The organism is Streptococcus infantis, from assembly GCF_047464155.1.
GTDB classification, from domain to species: Bacteria; Bacillota; Bacilli; order Lactobacillales; family Streptococcaceae; genus Streptococcus; species Streptococcus infantis_U.
On the sequence record NZ_JASHCL010000001.1, the window covers coordinates 619,299 to 634,971 of the forward strand.

2 protein-coding genes are annotated in these 15,673 nt (G+C 41.0%); both read right to left on the bottom strand.

The window, feature by feature from the left end:
- Positions 1-120: 120 nt before the first annotated feature.
- Complete coding sequence (locus tag QM810_RS03080) at positions 121-8,673, bottom strand: SIALI-17 repeat-containing surface protein (protein ID WP_414253817.1); 8,553 nt, start codon at positions 8,671-8,673, stop codon at positions 121-123.
- 153 nt (positions 8,674-8,826) lie between these two features.
- Positions 8,827-15,453 (bottom strand): SpGH101 family endo-alpha-N-acetylgalactosaminidase, encoded by a 6,627-nt coding sequence (locus QM810_RS03085; RefSeq protein ID WP_414253818.1) that lies wholly within the window; start codon positions 15,451-15,453, stop codon positions 8,827-8,829.
- Positions 15,454-15,673: the final 220 nt, after the last annotated feature.

Genomic DNA, 15,673 nt, shown 5'->3' on the forward strand with positions numbered 1-15,673 from the left:
TTACTTCGTTGGTTTTTTATTTGCAGTTTTCTGTGCTTTCGAATCACAAAAAACCAGGAACTAGTGTCCCTGGTTTTTCTTTTTAAAACAAGTTATTCTGCATCGAATTAAGATTCGTACTTAGTCTTCTTTCCCCTTTTTGATAAAGGTTGCAGAAAGAACCAATCCAAGACTAGCTAGGAAAGCTAAACCTACTGAATCTTGCTCACCAGTTGCTGGAAGTTGAGCTTTGGCTTCAGTTGCTGGTGCATGTGGTTGTTCTTGTTTTTGGTTTGTTAAACTTTGAGTTGACTTGTGATCCGCAAGTGGTGTAGCTGGATTTGAAACAGACTCTTTGTATTCTGGAACCTCATTCTTAGCAGCTTCAACTGCGTTAACGCCACCCTTGAATTCTGGGAGCTCATTCTTGTCCGCTTCAACCCAATTAACGCCACCCTTGAACTCTGGGATTTCATGAACAGCCGCTTCTGCAGCATTAACGCCACCTGTAAATTCAGGAATTTCAACTACTGGTGGTTCTTGATCTCCCTTACTTGTTAGTACTTCAGGTTCTGGAGTTGGGGTTGGAGTTGGAGTTGGCTCTGGATTTGGAGTTGGCTCTGGGTTCGGAGTTGGCTCTGGATTTGGAGTTGGCTCTGGTTCTGGAGTTGGCTCTGGATCTGGAGTTGGCTCTGGATTTGGAGTTGGCTCTGGATTTGGAGTTGGCTCTGGATCTGGGGTTGGCTTTGGATCTGGAGTTGGCTCTGGTTCTGGAGTTGGCTCTGGTTCTGGAGTTGGCTCTGGATCTGGGGTTGGCTTTGGATCTGGAGTTGGCTCTGGTTCTGGAGTTGGCTCTGGTTCTGGAGTTGGCTCTGGATCTGGAGTTGGTTTCGGATCTGGAGTTGGTTTCGGATCTGGAGTTGGTTCTGGATTTGGAGTTGGCTCTGGATCTGGAGTTGGCTCTGGATCTGGAGTTGGTTCTGGATTTGGAGTTGGTTGCTCAGGTTCTTCTGAAAGTTCTTGATAATATGTCGTCATTTCATAGAACTCTGGTTTGCCACCTTCCCAAATGAGTTTGACGTCAAGTAACGGAGCCTTATCTCTCACTGCAAATGTTTGGAAGCTTGAAGTAATTGCACCCAAATCTGTCCAAGCACCGTCTCTGTCTGTTTTCAGAGTGCGAGCAAGTAGACGCGCTGCTACTCCTTGAGGCAGACTAGAAACAAGTCGGATGTGGTTAGCATCTGTTGGTTCTGACAAGTGGTAAACCAGCTCACCTTGGTCTTTCTCAGCCTTATAGCTTGTCAAGACTTTGCCATCTACAAGATTGGTGTAAAGATTTCCTCGACTTTCTCCACTATTTCCTTGAACAGTTGGGTCGTTAATTGGTTTCACAAATTCGCCATCATTGATAACCAACTCAGTAAATCCAACAAAACGAGCATCGTAATTAGCAGTGAAGAGAACACGGAGATAATTAGCTTTAACTGGGCTTGCAAGTTCACCCTCAATGTAGCGATTTCCAGGCATCTTAGAATCATGTGTCCATCCATCTGTCAATGAATCATCACGCATTTCATTAGCGACACCATCACCTACTGTCACAACGTCTGTCCAAGTCTTACCGTCTTGGCTGACTTGAATCTTACCATCACGAAGATAGTTCTTCGTACCGTCTTGGATGTAGGCTCTAATCTTCTTGATTTCACGTTCACTACCAAGTTTCAAGGTAATGTGACCATCTTTACGTGCATAGTCAGAGAACTCTACAAAATTATTGTAAACACCATCAAACAACTGATCCAAATTCTTGATCTTGCGAACATCATTTGCACCATAATGGGCATCGATTCCCATAGATGTAGAATCCAGTTTAGTTGGTTGGACTTCTTTTGTCTTAACCAATAGAGATGTTGCTGTCACTGCTTGTTCTTGGTCGGTCTTATTGACCAAACGAGCATAACGTACCAAGGACTTATCAGTTACTTGGCTAGCTGGATACCATTCTTGTGCATTTGGAGAGTATTCCAAGTCAAGGGCTGGATTTCCAATACCAATAGCCTGAATGCTTTCAGCTTGGTGTAGGCGGTCTAGCTTCATACCCAAGTAGCTATGAGCTGGAAGCTTAGTGCCACTTGGAATTTGCATGTCATAACGACCGAGACTGTCATATACTGGAGTTGATTTCAAACTTTCAACATTGGTGTCTGTCATCTCGCTATTACCAGCACGTGTCTCAACTGAGAAGTCAGCGATACGCCACCATAGATTGATATTCTTGGTGTTACGAACACGGATGTAGCGAGCTGAAATTGGAGTTTCAATTTCTTTGGTTTGTTCACCAGTCAAACGATCCAATTCTTTCCATGAAGTACCATCTGTAGAATACTCAAGAACACCTTCTGCCAATTTATCTCCTGATCCTTGAACGAGGCGGACCTTAGTTACAGGTTTGACTCCACCCAAGTCTAGTTGAACCCAACCATCGACTGGAGTTGTATCTGTTCGATCAGCATTTGCGAGCATAGCTTCAGTATTGTCACGACCATCTGTAATCTGAGCAACTGTCGTATTGTACTTGTACATAAGATTTGGACTGATGGTCACTGTGGCTACCTGTTTAGGACGACTTACTTCCACAGGACGGTTCACAGCGATTTCTCGTACAGCAAACCAAGTATTATCACGATCTGAAGTAGCAATCATTCGAACAGCTTTAGCATTGATATTGAGATTTTCAAATTTAAGAAGAGGCTCATTACCAGTGTAGCTTGGTTCTGAAATTGTTACCCACTCATCATTTTCATTGAGATACTCAACCTTAGCATTGTTAAAGGTATCGCGTGGATTTGCTTGAGTTCCCATTGCAAATGTTAAGTTTTGGATTGGAACAGCCTTGTTAAATTTCAAACCAATGTAATCACCAGTTTGGATACTGTTTGGTGATTTGATAAGGGCATGTGTTCCTAAATCTCCATCAGTGACTTCAGCAAGTCCACCTTCTACACCTGTACGGTTTGTGATAAAGGTGCTGATTACTTGGTCTGGGTGTAGGGCTTTTTGAACTTCAGTTGCCAATACTTCACGAAGGCCAAGCAAGAATGGTCGGATATGTTGTACACCCAACTCAGCTTTTTCATCATGGTCTACATAATGGAAAGTATAAGTTTGAGACTGTTCATAAAGCTTCAAGCCCTTGTAGTAGCTATCCCAAAGTCTAGCAGAATCATTGTTTTCAATAGCTTCTGATCCATCTAGGAAAGCACTCAAAGCATCCATTTGGTCAATAGTGTTATCCAACCAGTAATGGATTTGAGAACGCATCTTTTCGTCACCAGACGCTTTATAAAGTTGAGCTGCTGCTTTCAGTTTTGCAAATTCTGCACGCAATTCTGCACGCTCTGCGCTAACATCTTGACCTGCTTTTAGCTTAGCCATAAAGGCATCCAATTTCGGTGCAAGTTCAACAGACTCTTCTAACTTCACAACACGACCATCCATGTTTTGGTTAATCATGTGTTTACCAAGTTCACGGAAGGCAACAGATGTTTCACTATCAGTAAATTTACCTGTTTCAACAAAGTTGAAGGCGATATCATTTACTTTCTTAGCTTCGTCTTCAGATTTCCATTGTTTCCATGCGTATTGAGCTGCTGAGAAGAGGGCAATCTTCGAAGGCTCAGATTGTTGCATTGGATTCAACATGATACCTGAAAGGAGACTTGGATCTACATTTGGATGAAGGAATTTTTCACCGCCACCCAAGATTAAGTGTTGTTTAGAGTTATCTGTACATGGCCAGTTAATCCATAGGGATACTGGACGGTAGGTCTTGCCACCTGCAGTCAGATTGTTCTTAAGGTTAGATAGGAAGTTTTCTGATACTTCACCCCAAATCTTACCACCAGTAAGGGTCATAGAAGTTGAAGTTGGAAGATTTTCATTTAGAGATTTCAACTCATCTTCACGACCATTACCCCAATACTGACCAGGAACGAAGATCATTTCCTTACGAAGGCCAACATAAGTTGCTTGTTTTTCAGTCAACCAGTCTGTCATGTCCTTCATCAAGCGGTTGTAGCTATTGTAGCCACCAACTGGGCTTGGAGCATCATCGGCCAAAATACCGAATTCACGGACACCGACATCCATCAACTGAGTGAATTTAGCCTTAATGGTTTCAAGATCTTTTTGGTAGTCAGCATCGTTGCCAAAACGGATACGGTTGTTCATGAATGGGTGGATAGTCCAAACATAACGAGTCTTGTTTTGGTTTCCGACACGCGCCAATTCACGGATTTCAGCTAATTTTTCTTCTGGATAAAGTTCACGCCATTTCTTGTTGTGGTATGGATCGTCTTTTGGAGCAAAGAAGTATTGAGTCAACTTCAAGTCACCACCATAGCGCATCAATTCAGCACGATCAGCATTGCTCCATGGATTTCCATAGTAACCTTCGATAAAACCACGATTCTTAATTTCAGCGTAGTCTTCAACAGTTACATTACGTAAAACTGGAGCTTCACTTTCATTAAGCATGTGTTTAAGAGTCGTCAATCCATAGAAGACAGCATCTGTATCTTTACCGACGATTGAGATTGTATTGTTCTTGATTGATAAAGCATAAGCATCAATCTTATCAAAGAGTCCTTGAGAAATACCAGATATTTCTTTTTCAGCCTGTGAATGTTGACCATGAACACCAAGATAGATATTTGTAGCACCTGCTACTGCAGCTTGACTACTTGTATAAGAGATTTGATGATCTTGTAGTACACTCTTCAAGCGGTTGCGAGTGTAAATATCTAGATGGTCTCCCATAACAAGATTGACTTGTTTTTGAAGTTTAGTGACACCTTCACCGTAAGTAACTTTTTGTGGTGTTGGGAATACCTTGTATTCTTTCTTGAGATAGTCTTGACTTTGTGCTGCGGCAGCGATCGCATCATCACTGGCTGGTTTTGTAGCTACAAAGCTATCCGCAAGTTCAGTTGTACCATCACTCACCTCTTCAACTCTTGGTTGTTCTGGAGTCACTGGTTTCTCAGGTGTAACTGGTTTCTCAGGTGTAACTGGTTTTTCTGGAGCAACTGGCTCTTCTGATTCACTATCAGAAAGTGGCTTGAGTAGTTGAATTTCTGCGGCACTACCAAATCCTGCGACACCTGACAGAACTTTAAATTCTACCTTATTAGTTTCAACTGCTGCAAAATTAACAGTTTTTTCTTTAGTATTATTTTCCCAAGTTCCTGAAGCAACCTTAACCATTTGACCATCTTTTTGAGCATAGATTTCATAAGAGGTCACGACTCCGTTACCACCACCTGGACGTGGAAGATAAGTCAAACCATTGACTTTTTCAGGAGCATTCAAATTCATAGCAACGGTATATGGAGCCTGATGTCCAGTCCATTTTGAATGCCAGAAGGTATTTGGATCATTATCGAAAGCTTTTTCAACTGGGCCTTCTGTATCCGTTCCTGGAGTTTCTTGACTGGTTGCAGAAACTGTGAAGTGATCTGTTGGAATCAAACGTGGGTTTACAAATGCTTCATTTGACAACTCTGCACTATGCAAGATTCCTTGGAAGCCACCGATTGTTTCAAGTGGAAGTACCAAGCTATTGTGAGCCAAGCGAGGGTGAGCTGGATTTGCAATACGCTCAACTTTTTCACCATCTACATAAACTTCTGTTTTTTGTGGTTTCGTAACAACAGAGATTTGATAACGTTTATTTTTCTCAAGTTTCTTGTTGAATTGAATATGGAATTGTTCAAATTTATAAGCTAAGTAGCCATCCTTGTCCGCAAGATAAAGTTGGTTGTCCCCACTTGTAGAGAAGACTTGTTCTCCATCTCCTGTAACAGTTACATCCAATTTCAAAACGTGACTAGGACCAACATCACCTACTAAGCCTTCGATGCTAGAATCTTTTTCAAAATTCAATCCTGCTTCTGTTTTCTTCACATTCTTAGCAAGATATTTCTTGATAGTCTCTGGTTTAATGGTGAAGAGGTCGCTATCTTCTATTGTCTTTTCTGGATTTGAACGTGGCGCATAAACACTTGTTGGTTGGATACGGTCTGCATAGGTCTTAGCTGCACGATCTGAACCCCAAGTGCGTTCTGCAGTTGATTGCATGCTCTTGAAGAAACGTTTAAAAATATCATATGAAGTTAAACCAGTTTCATGGAGGTCAATGTTGTCATTCCAAACTGCATGACCACCACCGATGATATTTGGATTAGATGCTTCTAAGCGTGGTCCTCCACCTGTTGAGAAGTCATTTGGTGTCCAGCGATTGTATTGAGTTTCGTAGTTAGCATAATCGCCATAACCACCTTGACTGTTGCTTCCGCTTGGGACACTATAGGTTGGAATATCTGTGATATTGATAATCTTGGCACCCTGAGCAATTGCAGCCGCTGGACGTTGCCAACCAATACTCCAGATATCAACTTCTACTCCATTCCAATCAACTGGCGTTGTACCAGGCTTAGCACTAAGTGAGCCCCAAATACGAGGTGTATAACCTTTTCCTTTGATGTACTGAATCATATCGTTGACGTAGCGACGATAGCTTTCTCTACTGCCGTAGTACTCATCAGTTCCGATATGAACTGTTGAGACACCATGAAGTGGTGCATTTTCTCCATCGAGCAATTTATCATAGACTGATTTAACAAAAGCAAGAGTTTCTTCGTACTTATTATCCAAGTCCAACATAGCAACACGTTCTACATTGTGCTTACCTCTATAATCGCTCAGACTACCTTTATACATAAGGTCTGGACGAACTTTAACAAAGGACAAAGCGTGACCTGGTGTGTCAATCTCAGGAACAAGGTTGATATGCAAAGCTTTAGCCAATTTGATGATCTGTTGCATTTCTTCCTTAGTATAATGCTCGTCTGATGTTAATTTTTCACCATTTTCTCCGACAACATCAGTTTCCACACGGAAACCTGTCTTGGCATTTTTTAGAACATAATCCAGTTCCTCTTGTTGACTAAGATGTTTTCCTTCCAAGTGTTTTTCTAGGAAGATATAGTTATCATTAAGGTGCAACTGCAAGTCATTCATCTTGTAGTAAGCCATATTTAGCATGATATCTACAAGCGTGTCATAAGGAATAAACTTACGACCTGTGTCTAGCATAAAACCACGGTGGCTGAAGCTTGGGAAGTCACGGATTTCACCGTTCTGTAGGTCATTTTCTCCCAATTGAAGGAGGGTACGAGTTGCATAGAAAGCACCTGTATTAGTCGCTGCTTCTACAGTAATAACTCCATCTTTAATGGTGATACCGTAGCCTTCTTTGCCATAACCCTTGTCTTCAACCTTTTTAAACTCAATACGGTTTTGCGCTTCTTGACTACCGGTTGCGACTTCCAAACCACGATTTTCAAGGTCAGTTTGGTAGAACTTAGCTTCCTTGTCAAATCCAGAATCTCCAACTGAAATGACAGTTTCAGAAGTAATAGAAGTTTTACCTTCAGTGCCGTACCATTGTTGAACTGCTGGGGCAACTGCAGGTTTGGTTCCAACACCTTCATCCGCATGCAAGCCTTTAATGACAACTTCAAATTCTTTTGTGAAGGTATGGTTATCATTCGTTTGTTGAACCATCACTTTGACATGTTGTTCTGTCAGCGGTGTGTAGATTTTATTATTTAGGTCGATAACACCTTGCTTATTGCTTCCAATCAAGCTAACTTGACCAGGTAATTTAGGTAATACAAGTGATTTTCCGTCTTCAGCAACCGCTATTTCTGTAACTTGACGAATATCTGTTGGTTTGCTGGTGTCTGGAATGTTTGAGTAGGCACGAATTTCTTGAATACCCACATTTTTCCATTGCATCGTACCGGCTTGATAATCTGTAATTTCAAGTTTAAGATACTTAGCTTGAACTGCTTCTTTTAAGTCAACTTTTTCATCTAGAACCGGAGTTCCTGTTCGTTGATGAGCCAACTTCCATTCTCCAGGACCTGACCCATTAACATTGTCTTGACCTGCATAATAGAGATTCCAAGATTTGATGTTTGGATCATTTTGCTCTCCACGAACACGACGATCCCAATCGATTTCCACATGCTTGATTAAGGTTGTCTTTTCAAGCTTAAATTCGATTGTTGGTTTCACAACATCACGGTCAGTTGCCCAACGAGTATCTGGATTTCCATCAATCGCCTTCTCAGCTGTAAATGGTGTGTTGGCTTCATGGTTTGAAGCTGTCGCAGTAGCCTTTTCCAAATGATTGACATCTGGAGTTTCAACCAAATCTTTAGTAACTGGCTTTTCTGCTGGTTTAGCTACTGGTGCTGCTTCTTCTTTTGGAGTTTCTGCTGGTTTTGGTATTGCTTCTTCCTTAGGAACTGGAGTTTCTGCTGGTTTTGGAGATACTTCTCCAGTATTTTCAGGTTGAGCTTCCGCATCAGTCGGATTCGTTTCAGTAGGATCAGTTGGTTTTGCTGATTCAGCTTTTTCAATAGCTGCTGCTATATCCGCTGGTAACTTATCTAGGGGCTGAACCTGTGTTACCGTGCCTTCTGTCTCTGCAGGCCCTTCTGTTTCTGCTGCTTGAACCATACCAGCACCAAAAATGCTTGCACCAATCATGACAGAAGCAGCGCCCATTGCAAACTTACGTATACTGTAATGACACCGTCTCTCAAAAAAATGTTTTCCCATTTTCTTTATTTCCTTTCCCACGCTTAAATTGGGTAAGCGTTATCATTTCCCTTTTAAAAAGGGAGGACCAAGAGGTCCTCTCTAGGTGTTTGTTTTTCTCCATTACAATAAGCTAGGAGTTTGAGTTTTCATAGTATAAAACTCTATTATATTTTAATCTTCTTTTCTTTTTTGAAGAAATAGAGCAGACATTGCTAATGTAAGACCAGCTAGGAAGAGGTGTTCAGTTGTGCCTTCACCAGTTTCAGGAAGTTTAGACTGATCTGCTTCTTTTTGTGCTGCTTGCATAGCAGGTGTTGGTGTAAGAGCTGGTTTCTGATCAAGTTTTTCTGCAACTGGACTTGTCTGATTGTCTCCTGCAGCTAATGTTTCTTTATACTCAGGAACATCATTCTTAGCCGCTTCAACCCAATTAACTCCACCCTTGAACTCTGGGAGCTCATTCTTATCTGCTTCAACTGCATTAACGCCACCCTTGAATTCTGGGAGATCATTCTTATCCGCTTCAACCCAATTAACGCCACCCTTGAACTCTGGGATTTCATGAACAGCCGCTTCTGCAGCATTAACTCCACCTGTAAATTCAGGAATTTCAACTACTGGTGGTTCTTGATCTCCCTTACTAGTTAGTACTTCAGGTTCTGGAGTTGGTTTTGGATCTGGAGTTGGCTCTGGATCTGGAGTTGGTTTCGGATCTGGAGTTGGCTCTGGATCTGGAGTTGGTTTCGGATCTGGAGTTGGCTCTGGATCTGGAGTTGGTTTCGGATCTGGAGTTGGTTCTGGATCTGGAGTTGGTGTTGAATCCTTCAACTGATCCAAATATTCTGCAAAGAATGTCACCATTCGATCTGTTAAGAGGTGGTTATCTGTTGCATACTTCATGCTTGCAACTACACTTGCCACTTCTTCTTGATTGCTCTTATCAGTCAATTTTTGAGCTTTAGCCAAGGCTGCTTCATATGCACTTGTGTCAAGACCTGTTTCAGCAACTTGAGGACGAGCAAAGATCAATTCTGCAGCTGATTGATATTGATTACCACCATCTCCATAAGTTCTTGTTCCAGTTAGGACAATCTTCTTAGCCTTGATGGTCTTACCAAAGTCGATATCTTTTGGTTTGTTATTATCAGCCCAATTAGTTGCATTGAAGGTATGCTCCTTACCTGTTTCATCAGTAACAACAAGAGTCACATCTCTCAAGTTACCATTTGAACCTGAACCGCGTGGAACATAACGGAAGCCAGTAATTTCAGTTGGTTCTTTCAAGACCATTGTTGCTGGTTTACCAACATCGCCTCCGCCCCATGATGTATGCCATAGACTAGATAAGTTGCCATCAAAGGCATTTTCAAGACCTTCACCAGCCTGAGCAGGAGCTGAAAGGCTTGCAAAGTCATCTGCTACAAGAGCTGTTTTCTTCATTACTAAAGCATCTTTAAGAGCATTAACCTTATCGATTTCTGCTTTAGCTTCTTCCAGACTAATGTCATCATCGGCTTGACTGAGGTTGAAGACTGCTTCTTTTAAAGCATCCATACTTTCTTTGGTGTAGTTAGTCATGGCTACAGTTGGAAGATAATTCTTGACAGCATTTTCTATCATCATCTTACCTGTCAAGACAATCTCTTCAATTTGAAGTTTATCCATGATGAAATCATTGTAACCACGGAAGTTAGCATTACCACCAGAATCTCCACGAGTATTACTTGCGTTACCTGTAGAGTAGATACCTACCCAAGTATCGCCAGTTTCAGCACCTGTCACAAGGAAGGTTGCACGTTTCGCTTTTTGAGAATCTGTCCATGAGTTTGGTAATTCATGCATTTCAAGATCACTTGCTTGGCTACCACGACGACCAGATTGGAATTCTCCCTTACCTACAACAAATGCGTAAGTATTATCTGATCCAGCTTCGTAGTCAAATGTGATACGGTAGGTCTTACCTGCTTCAAAGCGGAAGTTTTGTGGGATTGTTTGGTAAACCAAGTTACGACGGCTAACGAGACCGTTTGTCTTGAGTGACCAATTTCCTTCGATAACGTCGTCAACTTTCTTGCCATTCCAATCACGTTGTGTGTATGGACCATGTTTTTCAGACAAGTGAGTACGGTTATCTTCAACACCTTCGATTCCACCAATGACAAATGGGAAGATACCTTGTCCGACATTTTCAAAGTCTTGTTTGAAGACGCCTTTTGCAGTATCATGACCATCACCGTACATATTTGAATCATTTTCGAAAGTACGGATTTCATCGAAGTAAGTTGCTTCATCTCCTGCTTCACGACTTAAGGTCAAGGTTACATTTGATACATCTGAACCTGTTGTGAAGAAGGCATACATGTTTTGGAAGTAACTTCTATCATCAACTGTTGCATTGTCAGTACGAGTGTTATGAGCGTATGCTTTAACATAGTTAAGAGCAAGTGACTTGTTCGTGTAGTTAGTCACTTCTTTCTCACCAGTGTTAACAGTAATGCTTGCTTTAGCATCACTACGATTATCAACACCGACATAAACTGCATATTTTGTATTTGGCTTCAAGCCAGTCAATTTTTGAGTGAGACTAACTTTTTCTGTATTGCCTTGGATGCGGAGCATTTGGTTTGCACCTTGAGATTTGACAACTGTCGCTTTAGAAGCGTCACCTTCAATCTTCCAATGGTCTAAAGATTCACTGTTAAATCCTTGGTCATAGATGTGCATTCCTTCACTCCATGACATTTCAGGATTAGTTTGTTTAGAACGATAGAGAACATATGGTTGATTTGCTAGAAGGTCGAGGGTAATTTTACCATCTTTGACAGCCACTTCTTGTTCTTCAGTCTTACCTTGGTCTGTTAGTTTGTAAAGGTAAACTTTACCATTTGCCCAGTCGCTAGGAAGTGTCCAAGTTGTTGCACCTTTTTCAGTATTGAAGTAGTACATTTTTTCCTTGTCACCAGTAAGCTTGTTACCATTGGCATCCCAGTTCCAAGGAGTCAAGTAGGCTGAACCATCCTGAATAACACGATCATTAAGTGTAACAATTCGTTCACGGTATTGTGGGCTATTGACATCATTAGATTTACGAGTAACAACTACCTTGTTGTTTTCCTCATCGACCAATTCAACCTTCATCTCAGGTGTCCACTTGTAAGTGCCACCATTGTCAGTCATGGTTACTGGTTTACCATTTTCCCATTTGCTAACAGTGAAGTGTTGGAAGTACTTAGTCATAACATCGTGGGCAAACAAGTTGGTTACATAACCATTGTAGTCACTACGACCTTGCCAGCCTTCGAAGTCTTTCATGCTATATCCACCTAGAAGTGGGTAGTTAGCCGCACCTCCATAGCTTCTGTAATCACCAACCCAAGCATCTTTTTGGTGGTTACGGATAAAGCGAGTAATGGCACTGTTAATACCTTTATTGGTATAGCCGCCATAAGTCAAGTCTGCAGCCCAGTGATGGAAGGTAGAGTCATACTCACCACCATGGCCCCACTCAATTGCAAAACGCCAACCCTGTTGGTTGATTTCTTTTGCAAGAACGTGAGTTGCCCAAGCACCGTTGTCTCCTGATTGACCGTTACCCCAAACGTCGACATAGATGAAGTCTAGACCTTCACCCAACTCTTTCTTCAATTCTTCCCAACGAGCTAAACGTCCATGAGCTAAATCGTAGGCTGCATCAATATTGATACCTTGGTCAAGCCAGTTCCAACCGTAGCTATAGCTACCGTCAGCATTTTTACGAAGGATATTTTCATTGAAGTATTTTGATTCAGGATAGGTTTCTGAAGCGTTAACGTGGATACCTAGGTGGGCACCATATTTCTTAGCTTTTTCAATAAGAGCTTTAAAGTCTTCCGTACCACCGATACGTTTACCGATATCCGCGTAGTTTAAATGACCTGAGTCATGTCCTTCACTACCGTAACCTTTAAGGAGGACACCTTGCCCAAGACCATCTGTATGGAGGTTAATCTTCTTGATACCATCCAAAGTCATCAGGAATGGGTTCTGTGCTTGTGAACCAAAGTTCATAGCGATACGGTATGCAGTGATATTTTTTACTTTTTCCCAACCTTGAGGGTTGTTCATGATGCTACGGTATGCAATCGCACCATCTTGCCAGTCTACTTTATTATCAGCATTGGCATCTTCTGTGATGACAACTTTAGCACTTGGAAGTTCCTTAGTATATGCTGGGAAGACAATACCATTGTGTGCTTTTTCCCATTGCCATTCAGAACTATGGATTTCAACGTAGTTAGCATTACCAATAGTGTTCTTGTAGGCTGTCAAACGTGTCCAGTCATAAGAACCACCACCGTAACTGTTTTGTGAGTTGCTCCATACACCAGCAGCAAGTTTATCTGTTGAAACAAATCCATACATGTAACCTTTGGCCAATTCTTTCATTGGATTGGTTACTTCGATATGGTCGTCACCACTTACGTGAGTATTGTTTGACATGGTTGCCCCATCAAACTTAGCTCCAGGTTGGTCACTTGAAACAGATACCAAGGCATTGCCTAGGAAGCTGATAGAAGAAAGTAATTTACGTTCATCATCAATCTTCTGTCCTGGTGTTACTTGGTTATGGTTGACAATCTTAGTCACATCAAAGTGAAGTTGATTGCCCACTACTTGTAAACGAACAGTCATATCTGCATTAATGAGATTTTCCTCATCACGGAGTTTCATTTCATACTCAGCAGTTGTTGCATTTACTTTTTTATAGGTAACTTCAGGAGTTACGGCATGCTTATTGATAACAACTTGATTAATTGGTTGAAGTTGACCTGGAAGCTTATTGCCATTAAGGACATATTCTTTAATACGAGGGAAGGCTTGGTCAATGACTGCTTTCAAAACAGTAGACTCAATTGTATCGTATTTCACATTACGATCATCAACTTCATCGCCTTTTTCTTTTTCAGCAACTTCTTGGTCTGCTTTAACGCCTTCTTGATCATCTGTTTTAATGTTTACAATTGTTCTTTCGCTACTATTGTATGTTCCAGCTTTAAGAACAATCTTCTTCTCATCTTTTAATTTGTCATTTACTGCAGAAGGTAAGGTAAGAGTATCGAATAACTTGACATCATTGTTGGTTGCGTTAAGTTGTCCGTCCGATTTGAGACTGATCGTCAAATGGTTAACAGAACCATTTACTGGTGCTGCGACACGTTCGCCTTGATACCAAAGTCCGCTACCATTTGTCTTGTATTCCCAGAACCATCCGCCTTGGTCATACCCTACAAAAACGTTGTTATCCGTGTCTTTAAATTTCATGAAGACACCAAAGCGAGACTTGCCTGTTTCAGACTCTTCTTTGAAGGTCAAATCAACTGTAGCATTCCCATTAGCGTCAACTGTCAAACCTTCTTTTTCAAACAAGGCTGGATTTTTGCCGTTATCATTTTGAGCTGTTGAAGCTAGTTGATTGTATCGAACACCTTTTTCTTCACGAATTGCTACTGTTCCTTGTTGTTCCTTCTTATCAACAGTTTTCCATTCTGGTTTGACTTCTTTTGTTTCAGCCGGTTTGTTTTCCGCCGGTTTGTTCTCAGCTGGTTTGTTCTCAGCTGGTTTGTTCTCAGCTGGTTTATTCTCAGCTGGTTTGTTTTCAACTGGTTTTTCTTCCTGAGGTTTGTCCTCTTTTGGTTTTTCTTCTTTATCTTCTACTTGCTTATCCAAAGCATCTAGACCAGCTGGTTTCGTTGTTTCAATACCTTTGATATAGTTTTGAATCCATTCTAACTGTGCAGGTGAGAAGAGGATACCACCACTACGTTTACCAGATACACCATTTTGGTGAATACCAATTAATTTTCCATTCTCATCAAAGATTCCGCCACCGCTGGCACCAGGTTCACTTCCTTGGTAGCTAATTCCACGAACGCCTTCGCCATGATTGTTAATAGCTTCGACAGTTGTATTCAGAATTGGATCAAGCTCTCCTTTTGGATAACCAAAGACGTGTACCTTATCTCCTACCTTAATGGTAGATGGTTTATCTAAAACTTCAACTGGAGCATTTGCAAGAGGTTTGCGAAGTTTGACAATGGCTAAGTCATTCTTATAACCTTTTAGGAAGCCTTCACGATCCCAGTGTTTTACATCATTTTTACTAAACTTAACGTCTGGTGCACCTTCATAAGATACAGTATAAACATCTTTATCGCTTTCGATATTGTCTGCTACCTTACGATTGTTGCCATCCGGAACATCCTTGATAAAGTTATGAGATACTGATAAAACAAGATTTTCTCCGATAACAATCCCACTACCAGTTCCGGCATCACTCTTAATTTCAACAGTAGCGCCGTAGTTCAATATTCCATTTTTTGTTTTAGCAACATCCTCTGGAACTAAACTTTTATCTTCTTTTTCTAAATCTTCTTTTGAAGCAGTATGGCCAGTGTCTTCGGCCTTATCTAATTTTTCTCGCAAATCTTTTGGAAGTTCATTTTCAGTTGCTGAAGTTGCTGCAGCTTCTTTTTCTTTCTCCAGTAATTCTTCCTCAGTTTTTGGTCCTTCGGTAACTTCAGGAGAACCTTGATTTTCTCCAGGTTTCGGTGCTTCAAAATCATGTCCATTATCATCTTTTGCATTTGCCAGAGCTGCTGCTAAATCAGCTGGCATATTTGCGGTAGAACCAGTCTGTGCTGTATCAGCTAAAACGGTACTTGTTCCGAAGAATGTAGCACCAATGATAACAGAAGCAACACCTAATGAAAATTTCCGAATACTATATTTACAACGTTTTTCAAATAACCTTTTATCCATTATTTTTTATTCCTTCCTGCTTAAAAAGTAAGCGTTTGCAATTTATTTTAAAAAAATAACTCCCTTCATTTTTTTCGCTTATTTTTTAAACATATAAATATTTCTTATGCCATTTTAATATATCAAAAACTAGTTTAAAAATCAATACTATATTAGTTAAAATTAGTAAAAGTAAAATCTAATTTTCGGACCAACCTGAAAGTCTTTTTACTACAAGAAC

Excerpts from the sequence above, each read along its gene's own strand:
- QM810_RS03080 (WP_414253817.1), bottom strand. The coding sequence starts at position 8,673 with ATGGGAAAACATTTTTTTGAGAGACGGTGTCATTACAGTATACGTAAG.
- QM810_RS03085 (WP_414253818.1), bottom strand. The coding sequence starts at position 15,453 with ATGGATAAAAGGTTATTTGAAAAACGTTGTAAATATAGTATTCGGAAA.